Origin of the sequence: Clostridium sp. YIM B02506 (genome assembly GCF_022324845.1) — a bacterium.
Classification (GTDB): Bacteria; Bacillota; Clostridia; order Clostridiales; family Clostridiaceae; genus Clostridium_T; species Clostridium_T intestinale.
The window spans coordinates 1-16,397 of record NZ_JAKGTG010000008.1; the positions used below are offsets into that span (position 1 = coordinate 1).

Annotated in this window: 16 protein-coding genes; 3 read left to right on the plus strand and 13 right to left on the minus strand. The window is 30.7% G+C overall.

The window, feature by feature from the left end; translation table 11 throughout:
- Positions 1-56 precede the first annotated feature (56 nt).
- From L1S49_RS08205 to fsa, 3 genes are all read right to left on the minus strand, one after another.
- Entirely contained in the window at positions 57-362 is a 306-nt protein-coding gene (locus tag L1S49_RS08205) for an HTH domain-containing protein (protein ID WP_238903479.1), read from the minus strand.
- 106 nt (positions 363-468) lie between these two features.
- Positions 469-810 carry a hypothetical protein gene (locus tag L1S49_RS08210; protein WP_238903481.1) on the minus strand — a complete coding sequence of 114 codons (342 nt, stop codon included), beginning with the start codon at positions 808-810 and terminating at the stop codon, positions 469-471.
- A 64-nt stretch (positions 811-874) separates the two neighbouring features.
- A complete protein-coding gene (fsa, locus tag L1S49_RS08215) occupies positions 875-1,555 on the minus strand; it encodes a fructose-6-phosphate aldolase (RefSeq protein WP_181601144.1) in 681 nt (226 codons plus the stop codon).
- A gap of 192 nt (positions 1,556-1,747) precedes the next feature.
- Between fsa and L1S49_RS08220 the strand changes: the two genes are divergently transcribed.
- Together L1S49_RS08220 and L1S49_RS08225 are read left to right on the plus strand one after the other, a co-directional pair.
- A complete protein-coding gene (locus L1S49_RS08220; protein ID WP_238903483.1) occupies positions 1,748-2,521 on the plus strand; it encodes a DeoR/GlpR family DNA-binding transcription regulator in 774 nt (257 codons plus the stop codon).
- A 94-nt stretch (positions 2,522-2,615) separates the two neighbouring features.
- Positions 2,616-3,329, plus strand: a complete 714-nt coding sequence (locus L1S49_RS08225) for an HAD family hydrolase (protein WP_238903485.1) — start codon at positions 2,616-2,618, stop codon at positions 3,327-3,329.
- Positions 3,330-3,396: 67 nt separating this feature from the next.
- Here the strand turns inward: L1S49_RS08225 and L1S49_RS08230 are convergent, their stop codons facing one another.
- Positions 3,397-5,181: an ABC transporter ATP-binding protein gene (locus tag L1S49_RS08230; RefSeq protein WP_238903487.1), complete on the minus strand. Its 1,785-nt coding sequence runs from the start codon at positions 5,179-5,181 to the stop codon at positions 3,397-3,399.
- Positions 5,178-6,908: an ABC transporter ATP-binding protein gene (locus tag L1S49_RS08235; RefSeq protein ID WP_238903488.1), complete on the minus strand. Its 1,731-nt coding sequence runs from the start codon at positions 6,906-6,908 to the stop codon at positions 5,178-5,180. Before L1S49_RS08235 ends, L1S49_RS08230 begins: the two co-directional genes overlap by 4 nt.
- Before the next feature lie 92 nt (positions 6,909-7,000).
- On the opposite strand from L1S49_RS08235, the gene L1S49_RS08240 reads away from it, so the two are divergent.
- Positions 7,001-7,831 (plus strand): MerR family transcriptional regulator, encoded by an 831-nt coding sequence (locus L1S49_RS08240; RefSeq protein WP_238903489.1) that lies wholly within the window; start codon positions 7,001-7,003, stop codon positions 7,829-7,831.
- A 55-nt stretch (positions 7,832-7,886) separates the two neighbouring features.
- Here the strand turns inward: L1S49_RS08240 and L1S49_RS08245 are convergent, their stop codons facing one another.
- From L1S49_RS08245 to L1S49_RS08280, 8 genes are all read right to left on the minus strand, one after another.
- The gene (locus L1S49_RS08245) at positions 7,887-9,269 is read right to left on the minus strand and encodes a peptidoglycan binding domain-containing protein (RefSeq protein WP_238903490.1); all 1,383 of its coding nucleotides are present in this window, start codon (positions 9,267-9,269) and stop codon (positions 7,887-7,889) included.
- Positions 9,270-9,718: 449 nt separating this feature from the next.
- Positions 9,719-11,386: an FAD-dependent oxidoreductase gene (locus L1S49_RS08250; RefSeq protein WP_238903491.1), complete on the minus strand. Its 1,668-nt coding sequence runs from the start codon at positions 11,384-11,386 to the stop codon at positions 9,719-9,721.
- Between the two features lie 149 nt (positions 11,387-11,535).
- Positions 11,536-12,099: an alkyl hydroperoxide reductase subunit C gene (ahpC, locus tag L1S49_RS08255; RefSeq protein WP_073018446.1), complete on the minus strand. Its 564-nt coding sequence runs from the start codon at positions 12,097-12,099 to the stop codon at positions 11,536-11,538.
- A 169-nt stretch (positions 12,100-12,268) separates the two neighbouring features.
- A complete protein-coding gene (locus tag L1S49_RS08260; protein ID WP_238903492.1) occupies positions 12,269-13,687 on the minus strand; it encodes an aldehyde dehydrogenase family protein in 1,419 nt (472 codons plus the stop codon).
- 28 nt (positions 13,688-13,715) lie between these two features.
- On the minus strand, positions 13,716-14,534 hold the full coding sequence (eutJ, locus tag L1S49_RS08265) for an ethanolamine utilization protein EutJ (RefSeq protein WP_238903494.1): 819 nt from the start codon (positions 14,532-14,534) through the stop codon (positions 13,716-13,718).
- A gap of 12 nt (positions 14,535-14,546) precedes the next feature.
- Entirely contained in the window at positions 14,547-15,185 is a 639-nt protein-coding gene (locus L1S49_RS08270) for a phosphate propanoyltransferase (RefSeq protein ID WP_238903692.1), read from the minus strand.
- Between the two features lie 36 nt (positions 15,186-15,221).
- Positions 15,222-15,500 carry a propanediol utilization microcompartment protein PduA gene (gene pduA / locus L1S49_RS08275; RefSeq protein WP_238903496.1) on the minus strand — a complete coding sequence of 93 codons (279 nt, stop codon included), beginning with the start codon at positions 15,498-15,500 and terminating at the stop codon, positions 15,222-15,224.
- Between the two features lie 24 nt (positions 15,501-15,524).
- Positions 15,525-16,394, minus strand: a complete 870-nt coding sequence (locus L1S49_RS08280; RefSeq protein WP_238903498.1) for a hypothetical protein — start codon at positions 16,392-16,394, stop codon at positions 15,525-15,527.
- Positions 16,395-16,397: the final 3 nt, after the last annotated feature.

A 16,397-nucleotide genomic window follows, 5' to 3' on the forward strand; every position in this document is an offset into this window, starting at 1 on the left:
GACTTCATTTTTCTTATCTATTGTCAAGTGTTTTTTTTATTATTTTTTATATTTCCCTAAGTTGACGACATTGGACGTCCGCTAGCGCATTTTCGCCTATCATCTAAACCTATGATTCCGTACTTCTTATATAAAGCCTTCCATCTATCAGCTGATTGCTCAATTCTTTTTAAACCTATTATATTAATATCAAATCCATTCTCAGTAAATATTTCTCTAGGTAGTTTTCCAGCCATATATTCTTCAATAAAGAGTCTCTTAAATTCATTTGTATATGTTATTGAACGCTCACTAACTCTTAAGATATTTATATTTTTCTCTAGATTTATAATGTCTTCTTTCGTAAATAAAATCTTACTCATTCTCATCCTCCATTGCTATTTCTATTATATAAAAAATACCTACAGACTAAACACTTTTTTTCATGTGTCCAGTCTATAGGTATCATTTTAATTAGAGCGCTCCTCTTTATTTAAACATTATGGAAATATTATGGGCTAATTCTTTAGAAACCACTAGGGCATCAATGTGTATATTTTTAGGACTTGTTATTAGAGGATATTCTTCAATCCATACATTCCCATCAATAAGTAGATTTGATTTGATAGGTTCATCTGGGTTTTCGTCATATACTTCCTCCAGTTCCTCATAGGGAGTTAGTACAACTATTCTCCTACAAGGCTCCTCAACTTCACTATAAATATTGAAATAACTATTAAAGTTATCAAAACTCTTTATGGAAGTAACAAGCTTAACATATAAGTTTAATTTCTTAGCTAAATCAATTACCTTAATATCTTCATTCATCATTAGATATACCTCTTAAATCATTAATTTATTATATATCAATTATATTAAGGATTTAGTCTATTGTCTATTTTGAGTTGTAAGCTACTTTACCTTCACCATATACCCCTGACCAGTCTTTAGTAAACTGATCTACACTCCACTCTGTTAGTGGATGTGATAATAAACCGTCCATTATTTCACTACCAACTGTTATTGATTGTGCTCCAGCTAGTGAAACATCATGAACTTGCTGCACATTCTTAAAGGAAGCTGCTAAAACTTTACTATCTATAGCATATATATCAAATAGATGAACTATCTCTTCAACTACTCCTACACCATTTCCACTTATATTATCTATTCTATTTACATAAGGGGCTACAAAATCTGCTCCTGCCCTTGCTGCCATTAAAGCCTGATCTGCTGTAAATATTGCTGTAGCTGTTATATTCATTCCTTTTGCTTTTAATATCTTCATAGCCTTTATTCCTTCTGGAATTACAGGTATCTTTATATAAAAGTTTCCACCTATAGTTTCTTTTAAATATTCTGCTTCTTTAACTATCTCTTCTGCTTTAGTACTGATAGATTGTACATGAAGCATTTTATCTTCACCTATAGCTGCTCTTATTTCCTTTAATATCTCTAAAAAACTTCTTTTTTCTTTTGATATTATAGTCGGATTTGTAGTAACACCACTCATTGGATATAAATCAAAAGCTCTTTTTATTTCTTCTACATTAGCGGTATCTAATAAATATAACATATACATCATCCTCTTTATATAATTTGTTTACCTATAATTACATGTTACTACATGTTTTGTTAAACTTCAAGTATAAACATGAATAAACACTGATAAAAATGTACATTTACAAATTAATATATTAATAATATAATATATTAGATATAAAAAAACGCATAATCGTGAATAAATAAAGACTATCGAGGGGTATTTATGTTTATAGAAGAAAGACATGAAAAGATATTACAAATGCTTAAAGATAAAAAACGAGTAGAAGTTCAAGAGCTAAGTGAGCTTTTTGAAGTTTCTGAAGATACAATCAGAAGAGATTTAAGAATAATGGAACAGAAAGGTAAGGTTCATCGAACTTATGGAGGTGCCATTCTTCCTGACAAAGTAAACAGCTATGAAAATTTCATTGTTAGAGAAAATATTCAAAACGATGTTAAACAATCCATAGCCTCTTTAGCTCAATCTTTTATACAAGAAAGAGATACTCTGCTTTTAGATGGTTCTACAACTGTAGCTAAAATAGTTCCATTGCTTTCTGGATATAAAAATCTAACTGTAATAACTAATTCTATAACTATAGCCTATGATATTCTACATCAATGCCCTAATATAAATCTCCATATTATAGGTGGAATAGTTAGAAACGATATTGGGAATTCCATAAGTATAGAGAGCTTAAAAGATATAGAAAAATTGTATGTCGATAAAGTTTTTCTATCTGCTTGTTCTATTTCTCTTAAAGGAGAACTTACAACTCCAATAATTGAAGATGCTCACGTAAAAAAAGCAATGTTAAATGCAGGTAGAGAGGTCTATATCCTAGCAGATAGCAGTAAGTTTGGTCAAAAATCCTTGATGGAGTTTGGAAAAATAAAACCTGAATACACTATAATATCTGACTCTGACTTGCCTGATGAGATAAATGAAGATTTGCAAGCTTTAATAAGCAGAGGCTTGAAAATATTAACTACTTAAGAAAATTTTAGTTTTTTATATGTCCTAACATTAGGATATTAGGACATTAGGATATTATAATATTAGGACATCTAATTATGAAAGGGGTATTAACATGATAAATACTATTATATTTGATTTAGACGGAACACTTTTACCATTAGATACGGAGAATTTTTTTAAGATATATTTTGAAGAAATAGCTCTTCATTTTAAGGATATAGCTGAACCAAAAGAATTAGAAAACAACATGTGGGCTTCTACTATGGTTATGATTAAAAACCTTGATGAAAAATTAAATGAAGAAGTTTTTATGGAGGATTTCGCAAATAAAATCAATGGTGATATAGAAGTTTATAAAAAGAAATTTGATGAATTTTATGATACTAACTTTTTAAATCTAAAAAAGTTTTGTTATGAATCTCAAGAAATGAGAAAGGCCGTAAGTCTTCTTAAGGAAAAAGGATACAATCTTGTTATAGCTACTAATCCTATATTCCCACTAAAAGCTATTCATCACAGAGTAAGCTGGACTGGATTTAAACCTGAAGATTTCTCTTATATATCTTCCTATGAAAGAAATCATTACTGTAAACCTCAAGTTAAGTTCTATGAAGAAATATTAAAAGACATCAATAAAGATGCTGAAGAATGTTTGATGGTTGGAAATGACGTTCAAGAAGATTTAGTTGCTTCTAAAGTTGGTATCAAAACATATCTAATAAATGATTATGTGATAAACAGAGTTCAAGGAGATATTGTTTCTGACTATCAAGGAAGCTATAAGGATTTCTATAACTTTGCTCAAGAATTACCTACTTTAAAGTAAAATAAAAGGATTTTTCTAAAAGTCTCAATACTTTAGAAAAATCCTTTTTAAATTATAAACTTAATATCTAATCTTCTTCATCTTGATTTCCAAACTGACTATTATAAAGTTTCTCATAGAAGCCGCCTTTTTTCATAAGTTCTTCATGTGTTCCTTGTTCTATAATATTTCCTTCATTCATAACCAGTATTAAATCTGCACTTCTAATTGTAGATAATCTGTGTGCTATAACAAAACTTGTTCTACCCTTCATTATATTCCTCATAGCTTTTTGAAGTAGTAACTCAAGCCTTGTATCTACGGAACTTGTAGCTTCATCTAATATAAGTATCTTAGGGTCTGATACTACTGCTCTAGCTATAGTAAGAAGTTGTTTCTCCCCTTGAGATATATTTGATGCCTCTTCATTTAATATCATATTATATCCATCTGGAAGTGTCTTTATAAAATGATGCACATTTGCTATCTTTGCAGCCTCTATAACCTCTTCTTTGCTAGTACCTAATCTACCGTACTCAATATTTTCATGGATTGTACCATTATATAACCAAGTATCTTGAAGTACCATCCCAAATAAGCTTCTCAAATCTTCACGTTTCATATCTCTAGTATCAACACCATCTATTTTTATTGAACCATCTAAAACTTCATAAAATCTCATTAATAAATTTACTAATGTTGTTTTCCCTGCTCCTGTTGGCCCAACTATAGCAACCATTTGTCCACTCTTTATATCTACACTTAAATCTTCTATTAAAATATTATCTTCACTATACCCAAACTTAACATGTTCAAAGGTAACATCTCCAACAGGATTATCAAGTTTAATTGAATCCTTCTTATCTTGAACCTCTTCTTCTTCATCCAATATTTCAAACACACGATTTGCAGCTGAAAATGCAGCTTGTATTGTAGAAGATAATTGAGTTACTTGAGAAAGAGGCTGATTTATCTGCCATATATAACGTATAAAAGCTTGAAGATTACCTACTGTTAAAGCACCTGCTATTGTAAACATAGCTCCAACTACTCCAACTACAGCTATAGTAAGATAAGCTATTAGAGAAACTACAGGAGACATTATACTAGATATAAACTGTGCCTTAAACCCAGTATTAAAAAGTTCTTCATTGATCTCTTTAAACTCTTCTATTGAATCTTCTTGTTTACCATATAGTTTTATCTCATTAAAACCAGTATAAGTTTCTTGAACTTTACCATTTAGCTTACCTAAAGCTTCTTGCTGACTATTAAATAAGCCCTGTGACTTATTAACTATAAATTTGGATGCTAAATAACTTAAAGGAATTATAAGTATAGCTATAAGTGAAAGCTTTATATTAAGTGAAAACATCATACTGACAGCTAATATTACTGATAATATTGAATTAACCACTTGAATAAAACTTTGTTGAAGGGCATTAGATACGCTATCAACATCATTTGTAATCCTGCTTAATATATTACCATAAGTGTTTTTATCAAAGTAGTTTACTGGTAATCTCCCAATCTTATTTTGAATTGCATCCCTTAAATCTCTCATAGTATTCTGAATTGCTTCAGTTAAAAGTGCATTTGCTAAATAAGTAGTTAAAGGTCCAAGAACATATATAACAGCTAATATTAATAATATTCTTATTACATATTCAAAGTTAATAGAGGCACCTGTTACCCCCTTCACTATGTTAGTAGCATCTTTTGATAGCCTTGTTATAATAAGCCCTTCTACCCTAGGTGATACAGCAGTAAATACAGCTGCCATTATTATAAATAAAATAGCTCCTATAAAAGATTTTCTATATGGTTTTACAAAGAAAGAAACTCTCTTTACTATAAATATTAACTTTTTCATCTTCTAAGTTCCTCCTCTGTAAGCTGAGATAATGCTATCTCTTTATAAATTTCACAACTATCTAAAAGTTCTCTATGGGTTCCTGTCCCAACTATTTCACCTTCATTTAAAACTATTATTTTATCTGCATCAAGTATTGATCCTATTCTTTGGGCAACAACTAGAACCACAGAATCTGTTACCTCTTCCTTTAATCTTTCCCTAAGAACTGCATCTGTTTTAAAATCTAAAGCTGAAAAACTATCATCAAATATATAAATTTCTGGCTTTCTAACTAAGGCTCTAGCAATTGATAATCTCTGCTTCTGCCCTCCAGATACATTTTTTCCACCTTCACTTATTGATTCCTCGAATTTTCTAGGTTTCTTACTTATGAAGTCATAAGCTTGAGCTACTTTAGCTGAATGTTCTAATTCAATTTTATCTGCATCTATTTTTCCAAACCTTATATTACTTCCTATAGTACCTGTAAATAACAAAGTTTTCTGAGGTATAAAACCAATCTTGTTACGTAATGCCTTTAAATCATATTCTCTAACATCTACTCCATCTATTTTGATGCATCCCTTTGTAACATCATAAAATCTAGGTATTAAGTTTATAAGTGTACTTTTACCACTGCCTGTACTGCCTATAAAAGCAATTTTCTGCCCTTTCTCAGCCTTAAATGATATATCTTTTAACACAGGCTCTTCTCCCTCTGGATAAGTGAATGTTACATTATCAAATTCAATTAATCCTCTAGTTCCCGTTTCCAAAACACCATTTTTAGGACTTTTTATAATAGGTTCTGTATTTAAAAGCTCCTCAATTCTGTTAGCAGAGACCTGTGCTTTAGGATACATTATAAACACCATGGAAAATAACATTATAGAAAACATTGCATGGAATAAGTATTCTATAAAGGCAACGAGTTGTCCAACTTGTAATGTTTGTGAACTTATCATATTACTTGATATCCAAAATATAGCCAAAATTGCCATGTTCAATAATCCAAAAAAGGCAGGTTGAGAAATTGCCATAAGCTTAAATAGTTTTTTAGATATTTCAGCGTAGGTATTATTTATTCCTTCAAATCTTTCTTTTTCGTATTCATCATTTCCAAAAGCTCTTATAACTCTTACTCCCGTTAAATTTTCTCTAGAAATTCTGTTTAGTTTATCCATGTTTTTTTGTTGCTCTTCTGAAATAGAATGAGATATCTTTGCTATAATAGCAACTCCTAATACTATAAAAGGGACTGTTACTGCTAAAATTACAGATAAATTTAAACTTGTTCTAACTATCATTATTAAACTTACTATAAACATAACAGGCGTAAGTAGAGCTGTCCTAAGCACTACATTTGTAAACTGTAGTATTTGAAAAGCATCATTAGTAGTTCTTGTTATCATAGATGATATTCCAAATTTATCGTACTCACTATGTGAGAATTCCTGAGATTTTATAAAAATATCATTTCTTATATCTCTAGTTATACTGGTTGAAATTTTGGAAGAACAATACCCTAATAAAATTGTTCCTATGGTTCCTAAAATTGAAATTACAACAATTATACTTCCAACCTTTACTACATAATCTATATCATTATTAGCTATTCCATTATCAATAACCTTAGACATTATAGTTGGAATTCCTAATTCTACAAGTGCAAAACCAAAAACTGATATTATATTAAGAATCACTAACCCTTTATATTTCTTCATGTATTTCAATATTAATTTCATTATAAATACTCCTTCTTGAAATGCTCTTATTATATGGCTATTATATAATAATAAGGTATCCGGTTACCGTATAGTCAAGGGGTGAATAAATTATGAATGAAAATCTAAATAAATATTTTAATACTGGAGAATTTGCTAAACTATGCAATGTAAAAAAACAAACTCTTTTTCATTATGATGATATAGGTATCTTTTCTCCTGAAATCAAAGATGAAAAAGGTTATAGATATTATTCTTATCCCCAGTTTGATGTCTTTAATGTAATAACTATTTTAAAGGAAATAAATATGCCTTTAAAAGAAATTAAAACTTATTTAGATAATAGAACTCCAGAAGCTTTAATTAATTTATTTGAAGAGAAAATTCTACAGGTTGATAAAGATATAGAAGCTCTTAAAAGAATGCGTAAACTTATGGAGACTAAGCTCTCTATAACTAAAAAGGCTTGCAATATGGATTATTCAAAAATTAGCATAGAATCTTTGGATGAAGAGTATTTGGTTTTAAGTAAATCTATTGAAAATGTAAGTCATAAAGAGTATTTAAAAATTATTTCAGAACATATGAATTACTGCAATATAAGTAATCTAAATTCTGGTTACTCTATTGGAGCTATGATAAATAAAGAAAACATCCTAGCTGGTGTTAAAGATAACTACTCCTATCTTTATACAAAACTATCTTCTAAAGAAAATCTTCCTTATCTCTTCACTAAACCTAAAGGAATCTATTGCATAGCCTTTCATCAAGGAGATTATAGAGAAATAGACTCTACTTATAAAAGAATATTAAAATTTTTAAAAAAGCTAAATTTAGAAATATCAAGATATGCTTTTGAGGAATTTATCTTAGATGAAACAAGTGTAAAGGGATATGAAAACTACGTAACTCAAGTTTCTGTTGAACTTTTAAGTAATAAGTAAGAAAAAGAGATGTATAGAATTTATCTTTAACTATACATCTCTTTTTCTTATTCTTTTAGTAATATAAAACTACTGGTACCCCAGCAGATATATTGTTATATATAGCACTAGCAAGAGCATATGGAGCATTTATACAACCATGTGATCCGTTAGTTTTATATATATTCCCACCAAATTCATTTCTCCAGCTAGCATCATGTATTCCTATACCTCCGTTAAAAGGCATCCAGAAACTTACTGGGGCATTATAATCTTGACCTACTAAACTAGTATCTTTTTGTTTATACTTTAATTTATAAACTCCAGCTGGAGTTCCATGGTTAAGGCTTAAATTTCCTGTAACCACATTTCCGTCTGCAATAAGAGCTCCATTTTTATAAAACCACATGTGCTGTCCTGATAAACTTATTTCTACATAAGTATTACCAAGATCACTGCTTCCTTGAGTTGCTGCCGTCTGTTTATAGGTAGGTTCCTTACTTATAGGACTTCCCTCTTTTATTTTTGGTATTAACTCTTCAATTTCTGCTGAAGTATTAACCAACCAGCCATAATCGCCACCACCAACACTTATATTAGCACCCGATGAAGTTTTAAATTCTCTAGACTTCCCTACAGTTTCGTAAGTATAAAAAATATCATTTAAATCTTTTCTCATTTTTCCTTCATCGAAAGATATTTCTAAATTTTCATTAACATTAATCCAAGTGTTTATTAAAGATTTATCTATAACTTCTTGATTGTTTTGTATAGAATAGGTAATAGTTGATGCAATGTATTTATTAAGAGTGTTTTTAGTATCTATGATTTCTTTAGATTTAGCAGTATAGCTAGGTTTTATATAGCAGTCTGCCTTTTCTATATTTAAGGTTTCTTCTCCGTTATTAATTGCCTCTACTATTTTATTATAGAATACTTCTTTATCTATTCTATTCCCATAAACCTCATTTACAATCTCGTATCCATTACCTGTATACTTAAAAGTAGCATCTTTTGAATCAATTGTGTTTTCTCGTTTAAATAAATCCAACTTATCAACCTTACTTTTTAAAAGTTCATGATTATAAGAAACATCCTCTTTCATTTCACTACTATCCCTGTTTATAAGAGCAAGAAGCCATTTAAATGCATTCTGTTCTTCTTTCAGTTGGGAAACTTGTCCATTTGGTTCATATTTTAAATCAATATCTGATGCCTTTATTTCTTCTGTTCCTTCGGAATCCTGTAGCTTTAATGAATAAGAACTAAATTTATTCGCTATCTGCTTTTCAGCTTCTTCTACGGTTTTTCCTGATACATCAACTAGATTTATGGTCGATCCAAAATAAAAATGATTCCTAAAATGTAGTGCTAAAGAAAAATATGCCATAAGGAAGATACAGTGCGTAACTATGACTCCTATTGCAATTTTATTATATTTTCTTTTTTCTATTTCCATAGTGACTACCCCCCGTATAATTATACCAGAATTTGTAAGAATTTTTAACACTTTTTTGCACATACTTAAACTTTAAGAAATTTGTAATAAAATTATTGTAAAATAAATGACCACTAACATTGTATGTACAAAAATATTTAATTAAAACAAATCCTACTAAAATTAATCGTAAATTTCTTCAATATATTTAAGTTTTATCTTTGCCATTTTTGGGGCAGTATTCAAAATCTTATTTATAAAAATATTGAGAAAATATAGTTAGATTTTTATTGTTGGAATATAGTATAAAAATAATTTCAATAACAAATATTACAACATAATAATAATCATTAATAAATTATATCATAAACTAGCAATTTTTTCTAAAGGTTAATTTTTCATAATTATGTGAATTATGAAAAGAGCGATGAAATACTAGTTAATAGTATTGTATCGCCCTTCAACTTACTCTATGCAATTATCTCTAATATTTCTTTAACCTTTTTAGCTCCAAAATACACCTTGTCATCATTAACTATAATAGCTGGAACACTCATTATCTTATACTCATCTTTAAGTTCTTTGAAGTTTGATACATCTATCATCTCTGCTTCTACATTTTCATTTTCTATAGCTATTCTTTGAGAGGATACTACAACATCAGGACATAGATGGCAGGATAATGCTACGCAAACCTTAATATTTGTTTTATTACTTATTTTTTTCATATCACTTAATATATCATTATCTACCTGCTGACCTGGTCCTCCAAGATTATATATAGCTAATATGAAGGAATTTAATTCATGCCCTCCTGGAACTCCATGAAATTTTACCCCTCTATAGTTATTATCTTTATCTAAAAGCGCAACTATTGGATATTTATCTGAATTAATTTTCTTTTCAATATCTAAATTTTGACCTTTAATATATATCTCTGCTTTTACCTTATCTCCAAGATCGGCTATATCTAAAACTAAATCTCTAAGCTCAATAGATTTTGGAAGACTTTCATCTACAATTGATACTAATGTAACTTCATCTGTAAGCCTGTCTAACACACCCTTAAGTTGAGTTCTTAAAGCATCATTTAATAGTTTACTTCTCTTTTCTATTTTTCCTAAGTCCTTAGTAGTTTCTTCTTTTTTATTATGATTATTTATTTCATTTATAGGTTCTTCTTCTTTTATTCCTAATCTCTCTTTTAATTCAATAACATATCTTTCAGCTGTAGTAGCTGCAATAGCTCCGTCTGAAACAGCTGTAACTATCTGCCTTAATTGTTTTGGTCTTAAATCTCCTGCTACATATACTCCTGGTACATTTGTTTCCATGTTTTCATTAGTTATTATATAGCCTGCTCTATCTAATTCTAATATACCTTTAAAAAGTTTACTTTGAGGTTCATATCCTACGAAAACAAATACTCCAAAACCAGCATCTCCTGATTTTACATTATACTCTGATTCTTCTTTTGTAACATTATTAATAAGTTTTGCATGATTTACTAGCTCTTCTCCAGTTACTTCAAGAAGTTCTGTATTAAATTTAACTTCAACCTTAGGATGAGCTAAAACTTTATCAGCTATAGATTTAGCACAAGTAAACTCTGGTTCTCTAGCTATTACTGTAACTTTAGTTGCGTACTTAGTAAGAAACATAGCTTCTTCAGCAGCAGCAAATCCTGCCCCTATTACCAATACCTCTAAACCTTCAAAAAATTGTCCATCGCAAGTTGAACAATATGCAACTCCTCTTCCTGTAAATTCTCCTTCTCCCTTAAATCCAAGTTTTCTTGGAGAAGCACCAGTTGCTATAACTACAGCTCTAGCCTTAATGTCCCCTCTTTCTGTCTTTAAAACTTTAACATCTTCCTTAAAGTTCGCCTCAGTAACTTCTGCAGACATAAAACCTACACCATAATCAGTTGCTTGATCTTTCATCTCTTCCATAAGCTTAGGTCCATTACTGTTTCTAGCTCCTGGATAATTATATATATCATAAGTTTTATTAACCTGTCCGCCTATATCTTCTTTTTCTATTATTAATGTTTTTAACTTTGCTCTTCCTGAATATATTCCTGTTGAAAGTCCTGCTGGGCCTCCCCCGATTATCACAAGATCATAAATATTCTCCATACCTTTTACCTCCTATTTTACCGTATTAATGAATAAGAGTGAAAAGTTACATCAGAAAATCTTAATCATTAGAATTTTCTTAATCACTATTCACTCTTACTAGTAAAGCTTCTTATGTTAATTTAAAGTACAAGCTTTATGTTAATTTATTATAGTTTTCCTACTAAATCTAAGCTAGGCACTAAAGTATCTTCACCTGGTTGCCATTTAGCTGGACAAACTTGATCTCCATTTTCAGCTACAAATTGAGCTGCTTGAACTTTTCTTAATAATTCTTCTGCATTTCTTCCGATTCCATTATCATGAACTTCGTAAGCTTTTATTTCTCCTTCTGGATTAACTACAAATGATCCTCTCAAAGCTAATCCTTCTTCTTCAATCATTACTTCAAAATCTCTAGTTAGTTTTCCTGTTGGATCTGCTAACATTGGATACTTAATTTTTGCTATGGTATCTGAAGTATCAGCCCATGCCTTATGAACAAAATGTGTATCAGTAGATACTGAATAAACTTCACAACCTATTTCTTTAAACTTTTCATAGTTATCAGCTAATTCACCTAATTCAGTTGGACATACAAAAGTAAAGTCTGCTGGATAAAATACGAATACTGACCAACTTCCCTTTACTGAATCTAAAGTAACTTCTTTAAATTCTCCGTTTTGATATGCTTGCACCTTAAAATCTGAAACTTTTTTGTTAATTAATGACATTCTCAATCACACTCCATCTTCTAATTAATATTAATTTTCATTTGCCTTCCTTATTAATAATAATTATTATTTAATAATTTGTCAACAGTATTTTGGAATATTTTATTTAAAATATTATGATAAATTTCAAAAACAAAAAGGTTGAAGCATAAAACTCCAACCTTTTTCTTTATCTTATATTAAAAGCATCAACCATTATACATCTACGTTTTCTACAGAAAGATTTTGCTGTAGTTAATCCTTCACCAGTAGGTCCTGCTATAGTAAATGTTGTATTTCCTTCGCCTCCTACTCCAAGTCCAGCAAAGGATGGAGCATTTTTTACAAATATGGTGGTCTCAAGAAGCCTAGCCATTTTTGTAAGTTTATCAACATTTTTTGAATGCATGATGGCAGTATGCCTATTTCCATTTTCAGCTACATAAGCATATTCTATAGCTTCATCAACATCTCTTGTTCTTACTATAGGTAATATAGGCATCATCATTTCTTCTTTTACAAAATGATGATCTTTATCAACTTCCATAATTATAATTTTAATACTATCATCAACATTAATCCCTAATTTACTTAAAATATAGCTGGCATTTTTTCCTACAAAAGATACCTTTGGTCCACCATTTTCATTAGTAACTAGCTCTAATAGTTTTTGTATGGTGTTTCTGTCTTTTATTTCGTAGGCACCGTTAAGTTTCATATAATGAATTAAATAATCACATATCTGATCCACTGCAAAAACTTCTTTTTCAGCTACACATGGGACATTATTATCAAAGCTACATCCATTTACTATATCTATGGCTGCCTTTTCTACATTAGCTGTTTCATCTACAACTACTGGCGGATTTCCAGCACCAGCTCCTATAGCTTTTTTACCTGTAGACATTACTTTTTTAACAATGGCAGGTCCTCCAGTTGCAACCAACATACGAACTTTTGGATGTTCCATCATAGCATTAGTATTTTCTATAGATGGTTCCTTAACTGTAGTAATAAGGTTATCTGGTGCGCCAGCTTCTTCTAAAGCTTTATTTAGCATAGTTATCAATTTTATAGATACATTTTTAGCTCTTGGATGTGGACTAAAAACTACTGTATTTCCACCTGCTATCATTGAAATTGAGTTACAAATAATAGTTTCTGTTGGATTTGTTGTTGGCGTTATAGATCCTATTACTCCAAATGGACAATACTCAACTAAAGTAATTCCATTATCTCCAGTTAAAGCTTCTGTAGTTAGATCCTCTATACCAGGAGTTTTTTCAGCAGCTATTCTATTTTTTATAAGCTTATGCTCATATTTTCCTATTTCTGTTTCTTCAACAGCCATTCTAGAAATAAGCTCTAAATTTTCTCTTTTTAATACTGTCGCTTTTATGGTGTCTACGTATTTTTGCCTATTTGCCATAGATGTATTTAATAGCTCTTTTTGCGCAACATCTGAAGCTTCTATAGCTTCATCCATTGTATTAAAAATACCATAATTATTTAAAGTCTCAACCTTATTAAATGATATTAAATTTTTACTTTTTGCTTCTTCTATTGCTTGTCTAACTAGTTTTTCAACTAAAGTTGCATCTATACTCATTTATTCTACTCCTCTTTTCTAAAAATTTTCACACTCTATTGCAATTCATTGCTATACCTAAAGGCGTCACAAGTAAAGGCTCATTGAACTTTATAGTTTTAACGCCTATTTGCTTTTCAAATACATCATTAAATTCACTAAAGGATGATGCCCCTCCTACAACGTAGATTTCAGACACCTCATAATTTTCTAAATATCTTTTTACTATAGATGCCATTTTTTCTACTACGGGTTTAATTATAGGGAAAATTTCTCTATCATTTTTAGGATCTTTCTTAATCTTCTCTGCCTCTTCAATAGAAATACCATAATATCCAGCTATAACTAGAGTCATATGGGTTCCTCCTGTTGCTTCATCTGCAGTAAAGATTACTTCTCCATCTTTTAAAATACTTATTCCCGTGGTTCCTCCACCTACATCCACTACAGCACCATTTTTAATATCTATAACACTAGCAGCCGCAGTAGGTTCATCAACAACATTTATAACCTCAAACCCTGCTGCTTCTACAACATTAGATATACATTTGATGTTTCCTTGAATAATTCCTGGAGGTATTGCAGTAGCAGCTTCTAATAGCTCTGTACCTATTATTTTTTCAACCTTGTCTTTTAATTTTCTTAAAATATTTATAGCTCCTACAAAATCAACCACGATACCATCTTTAACAACAGTAGAAGGATAAGTTGCCCCTGCAATAGGTAGATTATTTTCATCTACCACAGACACAACTATATTAGCAGTACCTAAGTCCACTCCAGTCTTAAGCTTTCCGCTAAACTTATTACACTTATCCTCTGCTACCAATTCAGAAAAAATTGTTAACTTTTCATCATTTATGACCATTGCCAGCGCTCCTTAAATTTTGCGTAAGATAACAAAATCATTATTTTTTAAAGAACATGCATTAGCCTCATCTACATCTACATGCATTTCTAAAGAATACTTATCTGAAACACGAATTAAAACATTGCCTAGAACACCTTGTCTCTCTCCAAAGGTCTCAACTTCTACAACATCCTTATCCTTAACACCTATTTTCATAGCCTGCTCTGGTGTCATATGGATGTGCCTTAAAGCAATAATAGTTCCTTGTGGGATTTGTACAATTCCTTTAGGTCCTATAATTTCAAGACCTGGAGTATTTTCCAATTGTCCAGACTCTTTTATCGGAGGTTTCACTCCTAATCGAAAACTATCTGTCATAGAAATTTCAACTTGACTTTCTTCTCTTACAGGACCTAAAATACGAACTTTTTCAAATTCTCCTTTAGGTCCTCTTATTGTTACAGTTTCGTTAGAAGCAAACTGTCCAGGCTGTTTTAAATCTCCCTTTTTAGTTAAAGTATATCCTTCACCAAAGAGTTTATCTAAATCCTTTTGGCTAACATGTATATGCCTATTTGAAACTCCAATAGGAATTTTATAACTTTCTAAATCCTTCATCTTATCAGCAACTATTTTGGTAATCAGTTTTACAATTTCTTCTGTCTCCATTTTCATCAACTCACTCTCTAGCTATTTTACAAAAAACTATATTGTTTTAGGTAAAATTTTCTCTGTATCACTGTGAGGTCTAGGAATAACATGTTGAGATGCTACCTCTCCAACATTTCTAGCAGCAGCTACTCCCGCATCAACAGCTGCTTTAACAGCTCCTACATCTCCACGAACCATAACAGTTACTAGTCCTGATCCTATTTTTTCGTATCCTATCAACGCAACATTTGCTGCTTTTGTCATAGCATCAGCCGCTTCTATTGCACCTACTAATCCTTTTGTTTCAACCATTCCCAAAGCTTCATTACTCATAAAAAAATCCTCCTTATTATTTGATTAAATGAATACTGCATTTATTATAAACATCATTATAAATATTGTTGTAGCTGGTGGATCTATATATGTGTCACAATGACTATTAAATATATTTCCAGCTATTAACCAAACTACTGCACAAATTACTCCAATAATAACTCCTAAAAAGATATTTCCAGTCATAATAGTTACAGCTGCAACCGGCAGTGTAATATGATGGGTTACTGGCACACCAAATCCCATCTGTAAAAACACTAAAGATGTTGCACTTATTCCAAAACATACTATGGGGTACATAGCCATAGCAGCTTTTGGAACTCCTGAATTAAGCATAGATATCCCAACTCCACTTACAACTATAGCTACTGTTACTCCAAGTATTATGTGATTAATTAAAGTTTTTGCACTAGGCAACCACTGTCTAGACCCTTCTCCTATATATTTTCCTACAGGTCCGGTCTTTCCAAATACTAATCTTGAAACTATTAAGGTACTAAAAACAGATATGGCTGGAAGGTCTGTGTTGAATTTAAGAAGAGTACCATATAGGTAATGAAATAGAAATCCTATAACTCCAAATATCCCTCCCATGATTATTACTGTATAATCATTGATTCCATATAATGGAGTCAAGACATCATTTGGATTCTCCAATGTCTTTCTTTTATTTCCTGCAAAAGCTGCTGCTGCAACTCCACCAGTAAAGGCTATATGCGGTCCTAAAAATGAACCAAAAGTAATATTTCCAATTGAAGGTTCTGCTATACCTGCAAGTCCTAATAGTCCCCCTACTACAGCCAATATACCTGTAAGTATAAAAGCAGGTATAGATCCAACTAAAGCTCCAAAGGCTCCTCCCCCAAATGCTGCTATCAGCATATATATATCCATATT

What these genes read in the sequence shown, in the direction of transcription:
- L1S49_RS08280 (WP_238903498.1), bottom strand. Translation starts at nt 16,394, where the DNA reads ATGGATATATATATGCTGATAGCAGCATTTGGGGGAGGAGCCTTTGGA.
- L1S49_RS08270 (WP_238903692.1), bottom strand. Translation starts at nt 15,185, where the DNA reads ATGGAGACAGAAGAAATTGTAAAACTGATTACCAAAATAGTTGCTGAT.
- L1S49_RS08240 (WP_238903489.1), top strand. Translation starts at nt 7,001, where the DNA reads ATGAATGAAAATCTAAATAAATATTTTAATACTGGAGAATTTGCTAAA.
- eutJ (WP_238903494.1), bottom strand. Translation starts at nt 14,534, where the DNA reads ATGGTCATAAATGATGAAAAGTTAACAATTTTTTCTGAATTGGTAGCA.
- L1S49_RS08245 (WP_238903490.1), bottom strand. Translation starts at nt 9,269, where the DNA reads ATGGAAATAGAAAAAAGAAAATATAATAAAATTGCAATAGGAGTCATA.
- L1S49_RS08225 (WP_238903485.1), top strand. Translation starts at nt 2,616, where the DNA reads ATGATAAATACTATTATATTTGATTTAGACGGAACACTTTTACCATTA.
- L1S49_RS08230 (WP_238903487.1), bottom strand. Translation starts at nt 5,181, where the DNA reads ATGAAAAAGTTAATATTTATAGTAAAGAGAGTTTCTTTCTTTGTAAAA.
- L1S49_RS08250 (WP_238903491.1), bottom strand. Translation starts at nt 11,386, where the DNA reads ATGGAGAATATTTATGATCTTGTGATAATCGGGGGAGGCCCAGCAGGA.
- ahpC (WP_073018446.1), bottom strand. Translation starts at nt 12,099, where the DNA reads ATGTCATTAATTAACAAAAAAGTTTCAGATTTTAAGGTGCAAGCATAT.
- L1S49_RS08210 (WP_238903481.1), bottom strand. Translation starts at nt 810, where the DNA reads ATGATGAATGAAGATATTAAGGTAATTGATTTAGCTAAGAAATTAAAC.
- L1S49_RS08260 (WP_238903492.1), bottom strand. Translation starts at nt 13,687, where the DNA reads ATGAGTATAGATGCAACTTTAGTTGAAAAACTAGTTAGACAAGCAATA.
- L1S49_RS08205 (WP_238903479.1), bottom strand. Translation starts at nt 362, where the DNA reads ATGAGTAAGATTTTATTTACGAAAGAAGACATTATAAATCTAGAGAAA.
- L1S49_RS08235 (WP_238903488.1), bottom strand. Translation starts at nt 6,908, where the DNA reads ATGAAATTAATATTGAAATACATGAAGAAATATAAAGGGTTAGTGATT.
- pduA (WP_238903496.1), bottom strand. Translation starts at nt 15,500, where the DNA reads ATGAGTAATGAAGCTTTGGGAATGGTTGAAACAAAAGGATTAGTAGGT.
- fsa (WP_181601144.1), bottom strand. Translation starts at nt 1,555, where the DNA reads ATGTTATATTTATTAGATACCGCTAATGTAGAAGAAATAAAAAGAGCT.
- L1S49_RS08220 (WP_238903483.1), top strand. Translation starts at nt 1,748, where the DNA reads ATGTTTATAGAAGAAAGACATGAAAAGATATTACAAATGCTTAAAGAT.